General features: G+C 59.9%; 17 protein-coding genes and 3 pseudogenes. 13 read left to right on the forward strand and 7 right to left on the reverse strand.

Annotation, left to right across the window (positions count from 1 at the left end; genetic code table 11):
• Positions 1-71: 71 nt before the first annotated feature.
• Both JFT87_RS15055 and JFT87_RS15060 read left to right on the forward strand, forming a co-directional pair.
• Positions 72-947 carry a LysR family transcriptional regulator gene (locus JFT87_RS15055; RefSeq protein ID WP_201202394.1) on the forward strand — a complete coding sequence of 292 codons (876 nt, stop codon included), beginning with the start codon at positions 72-74 and terminating at the stop codon, positions 945-947.
• Positions 948-1,161: 214 nt separating this feature from the next.
• Positions 1,162-1,680, forward strand: coding sequence for a hypothetical protein (locus JFT87_RS15060; RefSeq protein WP_242487315.1), 519 nt, complete (start codon positions 1,162-1,164; stop codon positions 1,678-1,680).
• 50 nt (positions 1,681-1,730) lie between these two features.
• Here JFT87_RS15060 and JFT87_RS15065 read toward each other — a convergent pair whose 3' ends face one another.
• Complete coding sequence (locus tag JFT87_RS15065; protein ID WP_201202395.1) at positions 1,731-2,453, reverse strand: pirin family protein; 723 nt, start codon at positions 2,451-2,453, stop codon at positions 1,731-1,733.
• A 222-nt stretch (positions 2,454-2,675) separates the two neighbouring features.
• Between JFT87_RS15065 and JFT87_RS15070 the strand changes: the two genes are divergently transcribed.
• On the forward strand, positions 2,676-3,626 hold the full coding sequence (locus tag JFT87_RS15070; RefSeq protein ID WP_201202396.1) for a GlxA family transcriptional regulator: 951 nt from the start codon (positions 2,676-2,678) through the stop codon (positions 3,624-3,626).
• Between the two features lie 90 nt (positions 3,627-3,716).
• On the forward strand, positions 3,717-5,153 hold the full coding sequence (locus tag JFT87_RS15075; RefSeq protein WP_201202397.1) for an ATP-binding protein: 1,437 nt from the start codon (positions 3,717-3,719) through the stop codon (positions 5,151-5,153).
• Here the strand turns inward: JFT87_RS15075 and JFT87_RS15080 are convergent.
• Together JFT87_RS15080 and JFT87_RS15085 are read right to left on the reverse strand one after the other, a co-directional pair.
• Positions 5,088-8,015 carry an ATP-binding protein gene (locus tag JFT87_RS15080; protein ID WP_201202400.1) on the reverse strand — a complete coding sequence of 976 codons (2,928 nt, stop codon included), beginning with the start codon at positions 8,013-8,015 and terminating at the stop codon, positions 5,088-5,090. The genes JFT87_RS15075 and JFT87_RS15080 overlap by 66 nt on opposite strands.
• Before the next feature lie 122 nt (positions 8,016-8,137).
• The gene (locus JFT87_RS15085) at positions 8,138-8,569 is read right to left on the reverse strand and encodes a helix-turn-helix domain-containing protein (RefSeq protein ID WP_201202401.1); all 432 of its coding nucleotides are present in this window, start codon (positions 8,567-8,569) and stop codon (positions 8,138-8,140) included.
• Positions 8,570-8,781: 212 nt separating this feature from the next.
• Between JFT87_RS15085 and JFT87_RS15090 the strand changes: the two genes are divergently transcribed.
• The 8 genes and pseudogenes from JFT87_RS15090 (at position 8,782) to ycaC (ending at position 16,351) form a co-directional block, all read left to right on the forward strand.
• The gene (locus tag JFT87_RS15090; protein ID WP_201202404.1) at positions 8,782-9,705 is read left to right on the forward strand and encodes a LysR substrate-binding domain-containing protein; all 924 of its coding nucleotides are present in this window, start codon (positions 8,782-8,784) and stop codon (positions 9,703-9,705) included.
• Between the two features lie 111 nt (positions 9,706-9,816).
• The gene (locus JFT87_RS15095; RefSeq protein WP_201202406.1) at positions 9,817-10,578 is read left to right on the forward strand and encodes a hypothetical protein; all 762 of its coding nucleotides are present in this window, start codon (positions 9,817-9,819) and stop codon (positions 10,576-10,578) included.
• A gap of 21 nt (positions 10,579-10,599) precedes the next feature.
• Positions 10,600-10,806 (forward strand): annotated as a pseudogene (locus JFT87_RS15100) (LysR family transcriptional regulator); the annotation flags it as partial.
• 111 nt (positions 10,807-10,917) lie between these two features.
• Positions 10,918-12,663: a hypothetical protein gene (locus JFT87_RS15105; protein ID WP_201202408.1), complete on the forward strand. Its 1,746-nt coding sequence runs from the start codon at positions 10,918-10,920 to the stop codon at positions 12,661-12,663.
• Between the two features lie 126 nt (positions 12,664-12,789).
• Entirely contained in the window at positions 12,790-13,206 is a 417-nt protein-coding gene (locus JFT87_RS15110) for a DoxX family protein (RefSeq protein WP_201202410.1), read from the forward strand.
• On the forward strand, positions 13,199-13,822 hold the full coding sequence (locus JFT87_RS15115) for an antibiotic biosynthesis monooxygenase (RefSeq protein ID WP_201202411.1): 624 nt from the start codon (positions 13,199-13,201) through the stop codon (positions 13,820-13,822). The genes JFT87_RS15110 and JFT87_RS15115 overlap by 8 nt, the downstream gene beginning before the upstream one ends.
• Positions 13,819-15,655, forward strand: a pseudogene (locus tag JFT87_RS15120) (amidohydrolase). Before JFT87_RS15115 ends, JFT87_RS15120 begins: the two are co-directional and overlap by 4 nt.
• Positions 15,656-15,724: 69 nt before the next feature.
• Complete coding sequence (ycaC, locus tag JFT87_RS15125; RefSeq protein WP_201202412.1) at positions 15,725-16,351, forward strand: isochorismate family cysteine hydrolase YcaC; 627 nt, start codon at positions 15,725-15,727, stop codon at positions 16,349-16,351.
• A gap of 78 nt (positions 16,352-16,429) precedes the next feature.
• Here the strand turns inward: ycaC and JFT87_RS15130 are convergent, their stop codons facing one another.
• Complete coding sequence (locus JFT87_RS15130) at positions 16,430-17,857, reverse strand: mechanosensitive ion channel family protein (RefSeq protein WP_201202413.1); 1,428 nt, start codon at positions 17,855-17,857, stop codon at positions 16,430-16,432.
• Between the two features lie 181 nt (positions 17,858-18,038).
• On the opposite strand from JFT87_RS15130, the gene JFT87_RS15135 reads away from it, so the two are divergent.
• Positions 18,039-18,935 (forward strand): LysR family transcriptional regulator, encoded by an 897-nt coding sequence (locus tag JFT87_RS15135; protein WP_201202414.1) that lies wholly within the window; start codon positions 18,039-18,041, stop codon positions 18,933-18,935.
• A 264-nt stretch (positions 18,936-19,199) separates the two neighbouring features.
• Here the strand turns inward: JFT87_RS15135 and JFT87_RS28420 are convergent.
• From JFT87_RS28420 to JFT87_RS15155, 3 genes and pseudogenes are all read right to left on the reverse strand, one after another.
• Positions 19,200-19,481, reverse strand: a pseudogene (locus JFT87_RS28420) (hypothetical protein); the annotation flags it as partial.
• Between the two features lie 223 nt (positions 19,482-19,704).
• The gene (locus JFT87_RS15150) at positions 19,705-20,013 is read right to left on the reverse strand and encodes an addiction module antidote protein (RefSeq protein WP_201202416.1); all 309 of its coding nucleotides are present in this window, start codon (positions 20,011-20,013) and stop codon (positions 19,705-19,707) included.
• 2 nt (positions 20,014-20,015) lie between these two features.
• Entirely contained in the window at positions 20,016-20,309 is a 294-nt protein-coding gene (locus JFT87_RS15155) for a type II toxin-antitoxin system RelE/ParE family toxin (protein WP_201202417.1), read from the reverse strand.
• Between the last annotated feature and the right edge of the window lie 24 nt (positions 20,310-20,333).

Below are 20,333 nucleotides of genomic sequence, written 5' to 3' on the forward strand. Positions count from 1 at the left end.
GGCTATCGTTGCTGCGATAACGCAGCGAATTGGCGGCGCACTGATGCGTAATTGCATCATCTGGAGACGGTATGAATTGGGATGATGCACGGGTGTTTCTCGCTGTTTGTCGCGAGTCGACACTGCGCGGAGCCGCGCGGGTGCTGGGTGTGGATCAGGCAACGGTGGGGCGACGCGTCACCGCCCTGGAAAAATCCTTGAGCGCGACGCTGTTCTTGCGCACCTCGGACGGCTACGCACTGACCGCGGTTGGCGAAGCGGCGCTGAAAAGTGTGGAGAAAATGGAGCATTCGGCACTGGAGCTGGAGCGACAGATTCAGGGCCTGGATGACCGTCTCACCGGCAGCGTGCGCGTGAGCACCACCGATTCACTGGCCATCGACTTCCTGATTCCGGCAATTGCCCGTCTACATGAGCAGCACCCGGATGTGCGGGTGCTGCTGGATGCCTCCACGCAAATTCTCAGCCTGGCCAAGCGCGAGGCGGATATCGCCGTGCGCAACACCCGCCCGGACAATCCGGACCTGATCGCGCGACGGATCGCCCGTTGGCCGGTGGGGTTGTTCGCGTCGCAGGCCTATGTCGACGCCAAAGGTGTTCCGCCGCCGGGCTCAGCGTTCGAGGGCCATGATCTGGTGGTCTATCAGCCGTACTTGCAGGGCAACAAAGACCTGACTCTGGTTTCTGAGCCGATAAATCGCGGGCGGATCGTTGCCGGGCTCGGTTCCAGCCTGTTGGTGCGCCGTGCGCTTGCGGCAGGCTTGGGTGTAGGAGAAATCCCCGTGTACATGGGCGAGCGCGATGGCCTGGTCAGGCTCTGGCCTGAACGAACGCGGCCGTTGCCCTATGAAGTGTGGCTGGTGACCCACGCGGATTTGCGCCATACCGCGCGGGTGAGGGCGGTGATCGAGCAGATCGTCGACGTATTCGCATCGGAGAACGACTAAGCGAAAAAGCTGTTTTGGCGAGGCTACATCTTCTGACGAAACGGCCTACAGCAGAGGCAGAATCTGCCGGCTTGTCAGGTTTTGGCAAGGGTTCTATCGTTTCGACAGCTCAGTGAGCGGCGTATTGCTCGTACTGACGTGATGTACCCGTGATGTACCCGTGATGTACCAGGGACGGTATCGGTAGACCCAGGAAGGTGTCGAATTGAAAACCATGCAATTCAATCAATCTCCAATCAGTGACCTCTCGAACAAAAGTCGGAATACCCAAGCCATGAACGCTATAAGTCGTGAAGAGTTCAACGCCAGGATCGAGACCATCGAAACAAGGATGGATGCTCGGGTGGACGCGGTGTCGACAAAAATTGATGCGTTTCTGTCGGCGCAGGCAGAGCGCGACAAGACTCAAGTCGAGCGAGAAAACACTCAGGTCGAACGAGAGAAAACTCAGGCGGAGCGAGACAAGCGCTACGACTTGATTGCTCAGGAGATACGAGGGCTTGCCAGAAGCGCTGAGGAAGCGGCCAGGCAAGGGGCTACAGTCAAGGCCAATGTCTGGGCGGCAACGGCCGTACAGTTATTGGGAATAGTCGCCATTGTCATCGGGTCCTATTACGCCAACCAGGCCAACATGTATGTGGCCATTCAAACGACCCTGACAGCGATTCAGGCCGGCAAGGACTTCAGTGTCCCCAAGCCTTTCATGTTGCCAATGCTCACGCCGCCACAATAAAAAACGGCCTTCAGAGAAGGCCGTTTTTTGTGAGCGGTTGAAACGCCGCTTCATGGCATTTCCGGCAATTCCTGCGGCCGCAAATCAAACACCAACACTTCGGCATCCACGCCATTGCTCAAGGTCAGCACCTGTTCTTCGCGAACCCGCACGCCGTCGCCTTCCTGCAACTGCACGCCGTTGAGTTCAACACTCCCACGAGCGACATGCACATAGGCGTAGCGGTTGGCCGCCAGTTCCAGGGTTGCGCTTTCCTTGCCGTCGAACAGCCCGGCATACACTCGCGCATCTTGGCGCACCGACAGCGAACCCTTGGCCCCGTCCGGGGAGATGATCAGTTGCAGGCGCCCACGTTTTTTCTGGGTACTGAAGTGCTCTTGCTGATAGCGCGGTTTGGCGCCGCTGACCTCAGGAACGATCCAGATTTGCAGAAAATGCACGCCACGGGTGGCCGAGTGGTTGTACTCGCTGTGGGCCACGCCGCTGCCGGCGCTCATCAACTGCACGTCGCCGGGGCGGATCACCGAACCGGTGCCCAGGGTGTCCTTGTGTTCCAGGGCGCCTTCGAGCACATAGGAGAAAATCTCCATGTCCCGATGCGGGTGCTGGCCAAAGCCTTTGCCGGCTGCCACGCGGTCATCGTTGATCACCAACAGATCGGAAAAACCCTGCTCTTTCGGGTTGCGATAGTTGGCGAAGGAAAAGGTATGGAACGACTTCAACCAACCGTGATTGGCCGCGCCGCGATCCGAGGCTTTGCGAAGGGTCAGCATGATGAAATCTCCTGTCAGGACGTGAATTCGTCCGAGTGAGGAGAAGGTTAATGGTTACTGCTCGATGCAATAAGTAGATGAAAACTGAAATACTGTCCCGTTCAGGTTGACAGTAATGCGCGGTAGTTCACGCATTCTTTTCCGTCGACCGCGCTGCACTTGGCCATAATGCTCAGCCTGTTTCATGCGTTCATTTATCTTTGATCTCAGCGATGGCTCCTCATGAAAACCGTGGCAATGGTGCTGTTCCCCAACTTTCTCCTGCTCGACATGGCTGGGCCCATGGAGGTCTTCTCGGTTGCCAATCGCTATCTCAAGCCTGAGTCGCATTACCAACTGACGACATTGGGCACCGAGCTCGGGCCGCTGCGTGCATCCAACGGTGTGCTGGTGCACACCGACCGACACATTGATCAGGCTCAGGAGCACTATGATTTGCTGCTGGTGCCGGGCGGTCCCGGTGCCTACAACGAAAAAAGCGAGCCTCTGCTGGCCTGGCTGCGCGGGGCCGTTGCCCGGGCCGAGCGTTATGGCTCGATCTGCACCGGCGCGTTTGTGCTCGGGTATGCCGGGTTGCTGGACGGTTTTCGCGTCACCACTCACTGGCACTACACCGAACGATTGATCAAAGGCTTCCCCAAGGCAACGGTGCAAACCGATCAAATCTTCGTTGAGGACCGTAACCTGATCACCTCCGGTGGTGTGACGGCTGGCATCGACCTGGCTTTGGCAGTGGTCGCCCAGGACCACGGCAAAAAAGTCGCCCAGGATGTGGCCAAAGTGCTGCTGGTGGTGATGAAACGCCAGGGCGGGCAGGCGCAGTTCAGTCCGCTGATGGCTGCTGTCGCCCCGCACGAAACCCCCATTACCCGAGTACAGAACTACGTACTCGAACACCTCGACGAAGCCTTCAGCATCGAACGCATGGCGAGCCTGGCGAACATGAGTTCGCGGCACTTCGCCCGGCTGTTTGCTCGGGAAGTGAACATGACGCCCATGGAGTTCCTGCAAAGTGCGCGCATTGACCGTGCGCGAAATCTGCTGGAAACCAGCGACGCACCGCTCAAGACCGTGGCCTACAAAAGCGGCTTCGGCAGCGTGCGGCACATGCGTTTTTTGTTTAGTGAAAAGCTCGGTTTGACCCCCGCGCAGTACCGCGAACAGTTCAGCTAGAGCGGTTGTGTCCGTTGTGCGCACCGTGATGTCCGTGCTGCGCCCCGTGCGGTAGTTGTAGCGTCAACCGAGGCTGCCAAGATAGTTGGCATGAACAGTCTCAACGATTTCAACTCGGCGTCTGTGCTGCGTTTCGGGCCTTTCGCGTTTCACCTGCGCCAGCGCCTGATCCTCGAAGGGGATCGGCAACTGCGCATGGGCGGCCGCGCGCTGGACATCCTCCAGGTGCTGGTCGAGCGCGCCGGCCGTGTGGTCAGGAAGGAGCATCTGATCGCGTTGGTCTGGCCAACGTCCGTGGTCGAAGAGATCAACCTGCGCGTGCACATTGCCGCGTTGCGTCGGGCGCTTGGCGATGGCGAAAACGGCCAGCGCTATATCGTCAACGTGCCGCAATGCGGCTACAGCTTCGTGGCCCCGGTACATGCCGACAGTGTTGCGCAAGTGGTGTTTGAAAGCCTGCAAGCGCCCCAGCACAACTTGCCGGCAAGGCTGACGCCGGTGACGGGGCGCGACTCACTGGTCGGCGCCATGGTGCGGCAATTGCCGCTGTGCCGGTTGATGAGCGTGACGGGGCCAGCGGGTGTCGGTAAGTCCACAGTGGCGTTGCGGGTCGCGGAATTGCTCTTGCAGCATTTTCGTGATGGCGTCTGGCGGGTGGATCTGGCAGTGATCGATGAGCGCACGCCGCTGCTCGACCACCTTCTGCAAACCCTCGACACCGATTTATCGACGCTGGCAGCCCAGCACTGCTTGCTGTTGCTCGACAATTGCGAACATCTACGCGATGCCTGCAAGGCGTTGGTAGAGACGCTGCTGGACGCCGCGCCGCGCCTGTCGATCCTCGCTACCAGTCGCGAAGCACTGCGCGCCAATCTGGAAACCGTGCAGGTTTTGGCGCCGCTGAGCATTCCCAGGTCCTCGGCGTTGAACAGTGTCGAAGAGGTCATGGGCTACTCGGCGGTGCAATTGTTTGTCAGTCGAGCGCGCGCTCGTCAGCAGGGCTTCCGCTTGCGCGAACAGGATTTGCAGGTGATACGTGACATCTGTCGGCGACTCGACGGTTTGCCCTTGGCGATTGAGCTGGCAGCGGCGCAGATCGATGCGCTGGCGCTGCTGGGCTTGCAGGCACAGTTGGGCAATTGCCTGCAATTGCAGGGCCGCCGCACTGCTGTGCCACGGCATCAGACCCTGCGAGCAGCTCTGGAATGGAGCTATCGGAGCCTGACCGAACCGCAGCAGTGGGTGCTGCAACGGCTGACGGTGTTCAAAGTGACCTTCACCCTTGAGGCGGCACTGGCGGTCATCGCTGAGGCAGAGGGTCAATCGATCATCGAACAGCTGGTGCAGAAGTCGTTGCTGACAGTAGTGCGCGGGGAGGGTGTTGTGCATTACCGAATGCTCAATACCACTCGGCTGTATGCCCGGGAAAAACTGATCAGCGGCGACTTCGAGAGTCGGCATTTACATTATCTGGGGCGTATGTCCCAGGCAGGCGCCTTGCGTTTGACTGCGCAACTCGTCGAGTAGCAAGCGCACCTTGCGCAAATCCGGCGTGGCGTAGCCTTCGGTGAAGCGCTGGTAGATCGGGGTCAGCAGATCAAGGGCCTGGTGGTAGCGGTTTTGCTGTTTCCAGAGCTGGGCCAGTGACGTGGCACTGCGCAGTTCCCAGGCCAGCGCGCCTTGGGATTGGGCGATCGACAGGGCCTGAAGCAGAGTCTGTTCGGCTTTGCGAATTTCAGCGTTGTTTGAGCGGACGCCATCGCGAGCGGGCTCGCGCCGACAGGGTTGCATGCCTGGCGAGGATCCCATGGGGGAGCGAGCCTGCTCGTGATGGCATCCGCTCACCCCCGCAAAATCGGTGATCAGCAACTGCTCCCCCCGAACCCGAAGAATCTCCGCCGTACTCCAACCCGCCGCGCCGCTTTCAGCACGCGCCAACAACGCGCCATCAACAAAACCACCATCCAGCGTCACCATGATCTCTTTCACTAGCCCGACACCCGCTAGCGAAGGCCCCTCGGCCCCTTCAATCACCTGCGCATACTGCCGCGCCCAGTTATAAAACAGCACCACCGAATGCTTCTGCGCTTGCTCCAGCAACATACGCAAGAGTTCGCGGGCGGTAGCCGTGTCGCCGTTGTAATGGGCGATCAGGCAACCGGACAGCGCCAGGGTGTAGCAGATGGACGTGCCGTGGTTGATCTGGATCGCGATGTCCAGCGCCTGCCGGGCAGTGCGCCAGGCTTGTTCCGGCTGGCCTTGCAGCCAGAGAATCCGCGCCAGAATCGTTAGCGCCGCGACGCTCTGATCGTACTGCACGCCAAAACCGTGGGTGAAGCGGTTGAGGTGGCCGCTCTGGGCCATGCGCTGGATGACTTGCTCGGCATGCTCCCGCGCCTGTTGCTGATCCCCGGAAAAGTGCAGCGCCAGCACGCGCAAACGGTGGGTGCTCAGCGACAACACTGCATCGCCGTGCAGCCCCAATCGGTCGAAATGTTCGCTTTGCGCCAACGCTGCCTGATACTCACCACGGCTGAGATTGACCGCCATGTGCCCGGACACCGCCCGCAACTGACCGGCAACGTCATCGTAACGTTCAGCCAGGGTTCTGGCGCTGACGAAGGCGTCGACGGTTTCGGCGGTGCCGCCCTGGGCGTGGTAACAGGAGCTGCCGAGGGCGAGCTTCAGGGCGATGGTCAGGCGAGGGCAGGGCTCGGCGGCGGCATCGAGCAGCGCCAAGGCCCGGCGCACGTACACGCCGTGTTCCTTGAGCAGCGACAACTCTTGCCATAACGGCGCCGAAGTCGCCGCCAATTCGATTGCCAGCCCCGTCGGGCCGGCGCCGCTCAGGCACCAGTCCAGCGCGGCGCGCAAGTCTTCCAGACACCGCGCGTAGCGCTCGATCCATAACGCGGTCGGGGTGTGTTCCCAAGCGGTCTGCGCCTGATGCATCAACGCCAGGCAGCGTTCGGCATGACGTTTGCGGGTTTCGCCGAGTTCGGCGGCGTGATCGAGTTTTTCCAGGGCATAGCGCCGGGTGGTGTCGAGCAAGCGGTAGAACACCTCTTCATCACCGACCTCGACATTGAGCAGTGATTTGGCCACCAGTTGCGTAACCGCGACCATCACCTCGCCGGGCAGAATCTGCTGAGCACCCATCACCGCCGCAGCGGACTCCAGGGTGAAGCTGCCGCGAAACACGCCCAGGCGGCGCAGGCAGGTTTGTTCGCCGTGGCCAAGCAGGTTGAAACTCCAGTCCAGCGTGGCGCGCAGCGTGAGGTGACGCTGCTGATTGCCCGCGATCAACGCAGGCAAGCGCCCCTGCAACTGACTGAGCAAGCCACTCAGATCCGCTTCGCTGATTTGCGCTGCTGCCAACTCGAGTGCCAACGGAATTCCGTCCAGCCGCTGGCAGATTTCGATGGCCTGCGCCAGGTTGGCTTCGTTGAGTTCGAAATGCTCATGAGCGGTCATGGCGCGTTCGGTAAACAGTTGCAGCGCGGAAAAACCCAGCGCTTGCGCACGGTCATGTACGGCCGTGGGTGGCGGGCAGTCGAGCGACTCCAGGCGCTGCACGTATTCGCCTTCGGCCCGCAGGCTCTCGCGACTGGTGGCCAGAATATGCACCTGCGGTGCGCCACGCAGAATGCCTTCGCACAGCAGCGCAATCGCATCAATCAGGTGTTCGCAGTTGTCGATCACCAGCAGCATCTGCCGTTCCCGCAGGCAGGTCGCCAGGCTATTCATCGGCTCGCCGTCGTGCAGCGCCAGGTCCAGCAGTGTCGCCAGATGCGCAGTGATCATCGCCGGGTCATTGAGTGGCGCGAGGTCCAACAAGCGAATGCCGTCGCGGTAATGACCGATCAGTTGTTCGGCCACCCGCAGGGCCACGGTGGTCTTGCCGATACCGCCGGGGCCGACCAGGGTGATGAAGCGCTGGCGGGCGAGATGTGTCACCAAGCTGTCCACCAGATGCTGACGCCCGATCAGTCGGGTGCGGCGCACCGGCAGGTTATGTCGGCGCGGTTCGTGGGCCTCGTTGTCGGGGTGCTGCTCGATAGACGCCAGCGAGAACGGCGCCACAAAACTGTAACCGCGCTGAGCCACCGTGACGATGTAGCGCTGGCCGGCCTGACCGTCGCCGAGGGCTTTGCGCAGTGCCGCCATGTGCACCCGCAAATTGATGTCTTCGACGACGCTTTTGGGCCACACCTGCGCGATCAATTGCTGCTTGCTGACCACATTCCCGGCGTGCTCCAGCAGGATCAACAGAATGTCCATGGCACGCCGGCCCAGGCGCAAAGGCTGGTCGCCTTCCAGCACCAGACGTTGTCCCGGGTAGATCCGGTAAGGGCCGAAACCGATCGCCTGATTCGGATGAGGACTCAACAGCTCGCTCCTGGGATGATGCGCCAGCCCCGACAGACTGTGTGCAAGCCGTCTGTTTCGGGGTGTCCGGGCATAATCCTCAGGTTTGAGCATCGGTGCAACGAATGGCTTCAGCGGCGGCATCAAAACAGCGCGGGCGCGGAGCGCAGGTTGTTCCGTTCACGCACCACCTGACACCGCCACGCAAACGGCGTGATGCCTTCGCTGCGGGTGAAGATGTGGCAGAAGTGCGCTTGGTCGCAGAAGCCACATTCCAGGCTGATTTGCGTCAGGGTCAGGTCGGTGTCGCGGATCAGTTGCTTGGCCCGCTCGATCCGCTGGCAGCGAATCCAGTCCTGCGGCGAGAGGCCGGTGCTGCACTTGAACGCCCGGGAAAAATGACTGCGTGACAGCGCGCAGGCCTTGGCCAGTTCGGTCACTTCCAGGCTTTCGCCAAGACGTTCGAGGATCAATTGCTTTACCCGCCGCACGCGTTGCGGGCTGAGGCCGCCGATGCGCGCAGTGCTCGGTTCGCAGGCAGGGGCGAGGGCGACGGTATGCTGTAAATGAGCCATGGCCAAGGTCCGTGTTGGTGAGGGATCCACGCCAGGCGGCTTCCCTCAGGTCAAAAAACAACGCTGCGCAGTGAAGCGATTGTTGGTCGCGGGCCGACGACTGACGAGTTAATCGTTGTTAATTTGCTTAACAGACCCGCGAATAAACCACCGTTGATCGGCTAAAGTGCGTAGCACTGGCGTCTGGCTGGCCTTGGAAGGAAATCGAGCTGATGAACCGTAACGACCTGCGCCGCGTCGACATGAACCTGCTGGTGATTTTCGAAGCCCTGATGTTCGAAAAGAACCTGACCCGGGTCGCCGAAAAACTCTTCATGGGCCAACCGGCCGTGAGTGCGGCGCTGGGGCGTTTGCGTGATCTGTTCGACGACCCATTGCTGCTACGCAACGGTCGCGGCATGGAGCCGACGGCGCGGGCGCTGGCGATTCTCAAGGAACTGCAACCGGCGATGGACGTCATCTCCGGGGCGGTCAGCCGCGCCAAGGAATTCGAACCGGCCAGCAGTTGCGACGTGTTTCGCATCGGACTGTCGGACGACGCCGAGTTCGGTCTGTTTCCACCGTTATTGAGTCAGTTGCGGGAAGAGGCCCCAGGCATCATCGTTGTCGTGCGCCGGGCCAACTACCTGCTGATGCCGGCGCTGCTGGCATCCGGGGAAATCTCCGTGGGCGTCAGCTACACCACCGATTTACCGGCCAATGCCAAGCGCAAGAAACTGCGGGACATCCCCTGCAAAGTCCTGCGCGGGGATAATCGGCCTGGCCCAATGACCCTGGACGAATACTGCGAACGGCCGCATGCGATGGTGTCGTTTTCCGGGGACTTGAGCGGCAACATTGACCTCGACCTGGCCAAGATCGGCCGCCACCGCCGCGTGGTGCTGGGCGTGCCGCAGTTCAGCGGTTTGCGCGCATTGCTTGCCGGTACGGAAATGATCGCCACCGTGCCCGATTACGCCGCGTGTGCCTTGGTCGAAGGCTGTGCGTTGCGCGCCGAAGACCCGCCGTTCCACATCGAAGCCGCGCAATTGTCGATGGCCTGGAGCGGCGTGCACGACAACGACCCAGCGGAGAAATGGTTGCGGTCGCGGATCAGTCAGTTCATGGCTGCGCCGCTGGATATCCCCGTGATGTGAGCGACCGTTCATCTGAAACAGCGCTTGACCTGACAGTTCTGACAGTGGCGCATCCCCTTGTTCACATGTCTGATTGGCCTATGTGCAAGGTGGCCCAAAAAGGACGTGAACATGGATGCGCTGATACGTGAACTTGACAGTGGCAGTCTGCCGCCGCTCTCAATCAAAGAAAGTCGACCTGATGGTTTGTTGGATCCAGAGGCCGCTCGGTACAACCTGACGGTCAAGATCGACTTCGACTGGCGACCAGGAGACAGTCTCACGATCACCTGGGCAGGAACACCAGGTTCCGGATCCTACACATCACCGCGTATACCGATCGGCGGGTTCACACGTCCTTTCCAAACCCATATTGATAACCTCTTGGTGGCTTTCAACGTCCAGCAGAGCGTCATCGTCTTTTACACGGTTTATCGTGGCATTGAACCTCCTGTTACTTCACAACCTTTGCCGCTTTACATAACACGCATCAATCAATTGAATCTGCCTCGACCATTTATCCGACAGGCCGATAACGACGGTCAGGGCGGTGAGCTGAATGTCAGCAACCTTTCTGAGTTCACCTTGCGTATAAATGCGTGGCTACTGGGCAGGCGCGGCAATCCCTTCTGGCTAGAACTCAAAGGCCAAAACGCCGATGGCAGTGATTTCAAGGCGCGATATTGGCAAGCGCCAGGCAACATGGTCGACGACGAATTCAACCGCTACGGTTTTTTCGAGCAGAACTTCGACGCTGCACCATTGCAACGTCTGCGTAATCACAGCGTGCTGTCGCTGAATTTCATGGCCGGGCTGCAAGGAAGTCAGGATCCGTCGCTCGCGCAGCCATTTGCGCATCGAAACTACATCGTATTGTCCCCTGCAAAGTCCTGAGGCGACGATCGCCCGGAACCCGAAATGATCGACACCGTGCCGGATTACGCTGCCTGTGCGTTGGTCGAAGGTTGCGCGTTGCGCGCCGAAGCCGCGCCGTTTCCTATTGATGCGGCGCAGTTATCGATGGCGTGGAGCGGGGTGCATGACAACGATCCGGCGGAAAAGTGGGTGAGATCGCGGATCAGCCAGTTCATGGCTGCGCCGCTGGATATCCCCGTGATTTGAGCAACCGTTCATCTGAAACAGCGCTTGACCTGACAGTTCTGACAGTGGCGCATCCCCTTGTTCGGATGTCTGATTGGCCTATGTGCAAGGTGGCCCAAAAAGGACGTGAACATGGATGCGCTGATACGTGAGCTTGACAGTGGCAGTCTGCCGCCGCTCTCAATCAAAGAAAGTCGACCTGATGGTTTGTTGGATCCAGAGGCCGCTCGGTACAACTTGACGGTCAAGATCGACTTCGACTGGCGGCCAGGAGACAGTCTCACGATCACCTGGGCAGGAACGCCAGGTTCCGGGTCTTACACATCACCGCGTATACCGATCGGCGGGTTCACACGTCCTTTCCAAACCCATATTGATAACCTCTTGGTGGCTTTCAACTTCGAGCAGAGCGTCATCGTCTTTTACACGGTTTATCGTGGCATTGAGCCTCCGGTTACTTCACAGCCTTTGCCGCTTTACATAACAGGCGTCAATCAATTGGATCTGCCTCGACCATTTATCCGACAGGCCGATAACGACGGTCAGGGTGGTGAGCTGAATGTCAGCAACCTTTCTGAGTTCACCTTGCGTATAAATGCGTGGCTACTGGGCAGGCGCGGCAATCCCTTCTGGCTAGAACTCAAAGGCCAAAACGCCGATGGCAGTGCTTTCAAGGCGCGATACTGGCAAGCGCCGGGCAACATGGTCGATGACGAATTCAACCGCTACGGTTTTTTCGAGCAGAACTTCGACGCTGAACCATTGCAACGTCTGCGTAATGGCAGCGTACTGTCGCTGAACTTCATGGCCGGGCTGCAAGGAAGTCAGGATCCGTCGCTCGCGCAGCCATTTGCGCATCGAAACTACATCGTACTGTCAGCAGCCTCTAACGGGCCGAAGATATCGTCAGTCACGGATCTTGATGGAGACATACACGACGGCGCTGACACCCGACACACCACGGTCACGCTAAGTGGCAGCGCTTCCGATAAAGTGAATGTATTCGATGGCATGACCAGACTCGATACGGTCGATGTCGTTGACGGTCATTGGAACTACGTCGCGGCTGACCTGACAGGCGGATCGCATGGGTTTACGGTGGCGTTGGCGGATGGCAGCGGCGGCGCCTCAAATCGATGGCTGATCAACGTCGTGATTCAAACCTTGCCGCTGATGATTGTCGAGGCACCCGATGGCATAAACCTCAATCCGTTGGACGCAACAACGACCCTGACGGCTGAGCTCAATTACGACCATCAACCCACCGATATGGTTTCAGTAACGGTGACAGCCGCTGTCGGCACTCTCCCTGCCGGTTCGCATACCACCACGCCGGTTACGGCCGGCACCACACGCCCGGTCAGAATCAGATTGCCCGTGCTGCTGGTGCCATTCAGCATCGGAAAATCAATGGAGGTGACCTCTACTTATACCCGAGGCACCTCTGCTCCGGTGACCTCTCAACCCCTGCGTCTGAACGTGTCGCAGATTGCGCTGGATCGACTTGTGGCTCCGCGGATCACTCAGGCCAACGGCACTGATATTCTCGATCTGAAAGACGTTCCATTCGGCGCAAATCTGTTGTTTCTTATCTGGCCGTTTATCGCAGTGAACCAACGGATCTGGCTCGACCTGGAGGGCCAGAGCAACACCGGTGCGCACAACCTGCGGATGTGGGTGGGGTCGACAAATATGGTGCATCGCGCCTGGGTGACCAATGGCAGCTTCAGCCCTGTGATCTCCGCCGATTACCTGCGACTGCTGAGGAACGGCAGCAAGCTGATCATTCGTTTCAGGGTCAACTTGGATCAGGTTGCGAACGCTAATACGGCGGCGATCTTTCAAACGCGTGAATACACGATTCGGGCTGTGCCCTGAGCAAAAGCCACTCTCGGCATCTTCGGCGCCTCTTGGCGGGAAGGTCCCGAAGAGAGCACATCCATTCAATTTCTTCCTCCGCATCACCGGCATGATTCACCCCAATAACTATTAAAGGGTGGGCCCATGCACGGTTCTCAACGGGATGAATGGGCTCGGGACCTTGGACTGTTGTTTCTGCGGGTCAGCGGCGGGTTGTTTTTGCTGTGGGTGCATGGCTTGCCGAAGCTGCTGGACTACAGCGCGCAACTGCAACAGATCGAAGATCCGTTCCACCTCGGTGCCAACCTGACGCTGATCCTGGCGATCTTCGCCGAGGTGCTGTGCCCGCTGCTGATCGTCGCCGGGGTGCTGGTGCGTTTGGCGTGCTTGCCTATTCTGTGTGTGCTGTTGGTGGCGCTGTTGATTGTGCATCCGCAATGGAGCCTGTTCGAAGGGCAGTTCGGCTGGCTGCTGTTGATTGTGTTCACCAGCATCCTTATCGCCGGGCCGGGACGGCTGGCGCTCAATGATCGTTTCGCCGGAGTCTTTCGTTATGCCTGATGCCAACCGCGCCGACGCTGCAAAACCGGGTTTCGAGGAAGTCGTGACCCTGATCGTCAAGCACCGGGTCAAGGCCGGTTTCGAGGCGCCTTACGAAGCCTGGCTGCGCAACATCGTGCGCATCGCCGGGCAGCGCGAAGGGCACTTGGGCGTGGACGTGGTGCGCGGCAAGAACGCCGGCCTCGACACCTACACCTGCGTGCTGCGCTTTTGCTCCACCGAAGCGATGCAACTGTGGCTCGACTCGCCGCAACGCCTGGAACTGGTCAACGAAGCCACACCGATGCTGGCTGACGGCGACCAGACCGAGGTCAACCCGGTCAATGAGTTCTGGTTCTCGCCACTGGCCGACGCCGCCTCGCCACCGCCGCGCTGGAAGCAGGCCGTGATCACTTTGCTGGTGATTCTGCCGCACACCTTGCTGGTGCCGCTGATCTGGGGGCCGCTGCTCAAGCTCAACGCCTTCCTGTCCAATTACGTGGTCGCCACTTTCCTGATCACCGTGACCATCGTGGTTTCGGTGGTGTACCTGTTCATGCCTCGGGCGACGCGCCTGTTCGCGCCGTGGCTGACAGCCGACACGTCACATTCCCATCTGCCTGAGGAACCGCGATGAACGCCGATCTGATTTTATTCAATGGCCAATTCCACACCGTCGACCGCGGGAAGCCGTTGGCCAGCGCGGTGGCAATCAAGGACGGGCGCTTTGTCGCGGTCGGTAACGACGGCGAAGCCATGGCCCTGCGCGGTTCCGGCACCCAGGTCATCGACCTCAAGGGCCGCTGCGTCATTCCCGGCCTAAACGACTCGCACTTGCACCTGATCCGAGGTGGCCTGAACTACAACCTCGAACTGCGCTGGGAAGGCGTGCCTTCGTTGGTCGATGCCCTGCGCATGCTCAAGGATCAAGCCGACCGCACACCAACGCCGCAATGGGTGCGGGTGGTCGGTGGCTGGAACGAATTCCAGTTCGCCGAAAAGCGCATGCCGACCCTGGAAGAACTCAACCAGGCCGCGCCGGACACACCGGTGTTCGTCCTGCACCTGTACGACCGCGCCTTGCTCAACCGCGCCGCCCTGCGCGTCGCCGGTTACACCCGCGACACGCCGAACCCGCCGGGTGGCGAGATCGTGCGTGATGCCAACGGCAACCCGACCGGCATGCTGGTCGCCCGGCCGAACGCGATGATTCTCTACTCGACGCTGGCCAAGGGGCCGAAGTTGCCGCTGGAATATCAGGTCAACTCGACCCGCCAATTCATGCGTGAACTCAATCGCCTCGGCCTGACCAGCGCCATCGATGCCGGCGGCGGTTTCCAGAATTATCCGGACGATTACCAAGTGATCGAGCAATTGGCCAACGACAAGCAACTGACGGTGCGCATCGCCTACAACCTGTTCACCCAAAAGCCCAAGGAAGAGCTGAGCGACTTCAAGAACTGGACCGGCAGCGTCAAGTTGCATCAGGGCGACGACTTCCTGCGGCACAACGGCGCCGGGGAAATGCTGGTGTTCTCGGCAGCGGATTTCGAAGACTTCCTCGAACCGCGCCCGGACTTGCCGCAAACCATGGAGGAGGAGCTGGAGCCGGTGGTGCGCCACTTGGTCGAACAGCGTTGGCCGTTCCGTTTGCACGCGACCTACAACGAATCCATCAGCCGCATGCTCGACGTGTTCGAGAAGGTCAACCGTGACATTCCGTTCAACGGCTTGCCGTGGTTTTTCGACCACGCCGAAACCATCACCCCGCAGAACATCGAGCGGGTGAAAGCGCTGGGCGGCGGTATTGCGATTCAGGATCGCATGGCGTTCCAGGGCGAATACTTCGTCGACCGCTACGGCGCAAGCCGCCGAAGCGACCCCGCCGATCAAGCGCATGTTGGCCGAAGGCCTACCGGTCGGCGCCGGCACTGACGCCACGCGGGTATCGAGCTACAACCCCTGGACTTCGCTGTACTGGATGGTCAGCGGCCGCACCGTCGGCGGCCTGGAGCTGTACGCCGAAGGCCTGCCGCGGATCACCGCGCTGGAGCTGTTCACCCACGGCAGCGCCTGGTTCTCGTCCGAGCAAGGCAAGAAAGGCCAGATCAAGGTCGGCCAATTGGCAGACGTTGCGGCCCTGAGCGCCGACTTCTTCAGCGTCGATGAAGAAGCGATCAAGTGGATCGAGTCGGTGTTGACCGTGGTTGGCGGCAAAGTGGTGTATGCCGCCGGGGACTTCGAAAAACTTGGCCCGGCCAGCGTGCCGGTACTGCCGGACTGGTCGCCGGTGGTGAAAGTCCCGGGTCACTGGCGCCCGACCTCGCCGATGCAGGCTCAGGTTCACCATTGCAGCGGGCCGTGCGGCGTGCATTCCCACAGCCATGAAAAGGCGCGCTTGTCGAATGCGCCGGTGAGCGATTTTGCGGGTTTCTGGGGCGCCTTTGGCTGCTCGTGCTTTGCCTTCTGACGAACATAAAAGAGCGCCGGCCCAACGTGCCGGCGCCATAAGCACCATCCCACTACCGAGGAGTTTCATATGAGCAACGTTCCGTACAAACGTCTGAACAAAGATGACGCGGTGGTCTTGCTGGTCGACCACCAGACTGGCCTGATCTCGCTGGTGCAGGATTTCTCGCCCAACGAATTCAAGAACAACGTGCTGGCCCTCGCGGACCTCGCCAAGTTCTTCAAACTGCCGACCATCCTCACCACCAGCTTCGAAAACGGCCCGAACGGCCCGATGGTGCCGGAGCTCAAGGAACTGTTCCCGGACGCGCCGTACATCCCGCGTCCAGGCCAGATCAACGCTTGGGACAACGCAGACTTCGTCAAAGCCGTTAAAGATACTGGCCGCAAGCAGTTGATCATTGCCGGTGTGGTGACGGATGTGTGCGTGACGTTCCCAACCTTGTCGGCCCTGGCCGAAGGCTTCGAAGTGTTTGTGGTGACTGACGCTTCGGGCACTTTCAACGAAACCGTGCAACAAGCCGCTTGGGCGCGTATGTCGGCGGCCGGTGCACAACTGGTCAACTGGTTCTCGGTAGCGTGCGAGCTGCAAGGCGACTGGCGCAACGACATGGAAGGCCTGGCGAACCTACTGTCGCCGCGCATTCCGAACTATCGCAACCTGATGAACAGCTACACCAAGTTCACGGCCAAGTAAGATCAAAAGATCGCAGCCTGCGGCAGCTCCTACACGCGTTCTCATGTAGGAGCTGCCGCAGGCTGCGATCTTTTGTTTTCAGCGCCTCTGCAACCAGCGCAGAAACCCACTTTTGCTGACAGGCGCCGGCCTGGCCATCAACGCGAGATGACTGTTCTGCTGACGCACCGCCTGCAATTTATTCAACGCCCGACTGACCTCCGTGCGCTGCTCCATGCAATCGCGAGTCAGGGTCTTGTCCAGTCGATAAATGATGCTCGACGTCAGCGCCGTGAACGTAGCCTGCGACGGTGTGTCGGTGAGGATGCTCTGTTCGCCCATGACTTCGCTCGGCCCCATGCGTCCGGCTTCGGTTTGCCCGGTGCCGTCGGGCACGGTGGCGCTGACCACGCCGGTGGCGATGACAAAAAGACTGTCCGGCACTTCATTCAACTCCAGCACCACCTGACCTGCCGCGTATTGCTGCGGGACCATCGCTTGAGCCAGTCGATCACGTTCGTCCTCGCTCAGTGAACGGAAGATTTTCACTTCATCCAGCAACGCCCGCGCCCGGGTCGAAGGCTCGATCACGCCATCGAGCTGCCGGGAAATACCCGCCGCTTCCAGGTGCCGATGGGCCAGGTCAAACAGTTGATTGCGCACTTCACCTTTCTTGCCCAACTCGGCGATAAATCCGCTGGCTACATACTCGGACATGGTTTCGCCAGCCTCTTTCAACAGCGCTTTCGGCGCCGGGTTGAGCAGCAACGTGCTGCTGCCCTGAAGCGTACGATCCAGCGCATCCAGCACCCGACGCGGGCGGATGTGGTTTGGCACTTGAATGCTGATCGACACGCCGTGCATGTTGCTCGGTCGACTCAGGTTGACGATCTTTGCCTTGGCCGCCACCGAGTTCGGCACCACGGCGGTTGTGCCGGCGCTGGTGAGCAAATGGGTGGCGCGCCAGTCGATGTCGAGCACCTTGCCCTCAACACCGTCGATCACCACAAAGTCATCCACCTGATACGGCTTGGTGGTATTGAGCACGATCCCGGAAAACACATCGCTCAAGGTGCTCTGCAACGCCAGACCGACCACGATCGCCACCACCCCGGAAGTCGCCAGCAGCCCTTTGACCGGGAGCTCCAGTACATAACCGGCAGCGGCAACGATCGCGACCAGAAACACCAACGCGCCGATGACATCCTGCAACAACCGACCGCTGTGACCGATGCGGCGCATCAGCACCAGGCCGATGACTTCGGTGAGTACTCGCGCGGCGTACAGCCACCAGAGAATCCCCAGCGCTGTAGCCCCGAGTTGCGCCACACGGTCGTCGGCGAATATCGGTGCCTGTAATGGGCTGACACCGGCATTGATGATGACCGCGCTGAAGATCAGGAACAGCGTCAGGCGCAGGCCGATGCGGGTGACGCGGTGCTGGATCGGCGCGAGGTGCCAGAGCAGGGCGTCGATCACCAGCAGCAGGGCGCTCCAGGACAAGGGGTGACCGTAGATGAGGGACATGGGCGAACTCCGGAAATGTCGGCGTGGCGCAAAAAAAGATCGCAGCCTCCGGCAGCTCCAACAGGTATTGGTTTTGGGTTCAGAAGCAGTGGCTGTCGCTGCACCATGGACACAGATTAATGGGGTGCCATAAACGGAAAAAGCGGCTATAAAGTGTTTGACTGTCAACCAGGACGTGACAATGAACCCGTTCGAAGATATGCGCATTTTTTGCCAGGTGATGGACTCCGGCAGCTTCACCGCCGCAGCCGATCAACTGGGCCTGTCCAAGCAATTCGTCAGCCGCCGATTGATGCAACTGGAGGAGCGCTTGGGCGTTCGCCTGCTCAATCGCTCGACCCGACGGCTGGATGTCACGCCACTGGGCCAGAGTTATTACGAGTCAGCGTTACGCCTGCTCAGCGAAGTCGAGCAAGTGGAGCAGGGCATCGCCGGCCAGACCACCGAGCCCCGCGGCACCATTCGGCTGAGCGCGCCGTTGTCGTTTGCATTGGCGCATCTGGGCTGTCTGCTGCCAGCGTTTTTGCAGCGCTATCGCGACGTCACCGTGGAGGTGGACTTGAGCGATCGGCCGGTGGATTTGCTCGGTGAGGGTTACGACCTGGCACTGCGAATCGGCGTGCTGGAAGACTCGACCCTGATTGCCCGGCGCATCGCCTCGATTCAGCGGGTTTACTGCGCCAGCCCGGCTTACTTGGCCGAACACGGCACGCCGGCCAAACCCGAAGACCTGCTCAACCACGACTGCCTGCCGTATGGCCACGGTCGTCAGGTGCAATGGCGGTTTGAAGGGAAGGGCAAGCCGCTGACGGTCAACGTCACCGGGCGGATGCGGGTTAACAATGGTGAGCTGCTCAAGGATGCGGCGATTGCCGGGATGGGAATTACCTATCTGCCGACGTTCATTGTCGGCGCGGCGCTGAAGGATGGACGATTGGTCCCGGTGCTGGAGGATTTTCGGCCGCAGCCGCTGACGTTGTCGGCGGTGTACCCGCAGCATCGCCAAGGGTCGCGGCCGGTGCAGGCGTTTATCGAGTTCTTGCGCGAACGCCTCAACCAAAGCAACGTCGCCCTCTAAACCCTACGCAGATCAAACTGTAGGAGCCGGGCTTGCCCGCGAAGACGGCGGCACATTCAGAGTAGATGTGGCAGGCGAACCGCTTTCGCGAGCAAGCTCTGCTCCTACATTTATCGCGCCCGTCTGCCAGATTTGTGAACACCAGAAACTCTGTGGGAGCTGGCTTGCCAGCGAAAGCGGTGGGTCTGGCAATGCAGCAGTGTCTGATCTGGCCTCATCGCTGGCAAGCCAGCTCCCACATGGGTTCGTGGTGTTGCAGGATTGTCAGTTGGTGCGTTTGTCGTCGCCGGGTTCGCCGCCGACATGTACGCCGCGATCATCCCCCGGTTCGCCTGCTGCATGCAGTCCTCGGTCATCGCCTACTTCGCCAGCGCGATGGATGCCATGGTCATCGCCTGGCTCGGCGTGGGTGCCGTTGCGGCCGGAGGATGAGGCGGAATCACCGGAGTGTCCGGAGCCCTGGCCGCTGCCGCTGTGTCCACTGCCGCCGTCACCGTGACCACTTCCACCATTGCCGCCACCGCCACCGCCATTGCCGCCGCTATTAAGTCTAATGAAATAACCATGGATGATCTGGCCGACATTATTCGCTCGATGCCAGATTGACCAGTTTTATAGGAGCTGCCGAAGTCTGCGATAGTTTGACTTTGATTTTTAGAATCAAGATCAGCAAGCAGACAACCCAGCAACAACAGCCGATCGAGCATTAGCGTGGCGGCACCTGCGAGTGCGGTATTCCCCAAGGCTATTAACTATAGCTGCCCTGCATTCAAGCGACTGGGTGATTGATCGCATGCCCCGGCTGCGCGTATAGATCAATGCCGAGGGCATGCATGACTTTCAAAACCGTGTCGAAGCGCGGTTTTGCACCCGGCGCGAACGCCTTGTACAGACTCTCGCGACCCATGCCTGACGTTTTGGCTATCTGCGTCATTCCGCGTGCCTTAAGCACATAGCCGATTGCACGAAGAAACTCTTCGTTATCCCCGTCTGCGAGTACCTGAGACAGGTATTCGCTGATAGCTTCGTCACTGTCCAGCAGTGCTGCCATGTCGAAATTCGTCAAAGTCTGGCTCATGGTTAAACCTCCTTAGCCATTTTTTGTGCGCGGCGGATGTCTGCGCTCTGTGAGGACTTATCGCCGCCAGCCAATAGAACGATGATTGCACCGTTACGCATCGTGAAATACACCCGAAAGCCCGCAGCCACATCTACGCGCATTTCCGATACGCCATCACCCACCGGTTTAACATCGCCGAGATTTCCTGTTGAGGCCCGATCGATGCGACGTGCGATGGCGACTTTTGCCCGCAGGTCTCGAATAGAACGGTGCCAAGCCTGGAAGGCTGCTGTTTGTTGAATAAGGTAATCCATTGCTTGACTGTATCCAAGTGGATA

The organism is Pseudomonas sp. TH15, assembly GCF_016651105.1.
GTDB lineage: Bacteria > Pseudomonadota > Gammaproteobacteria > Pseudomonadales > Pseudomonadaceae > Aquipseudomonas.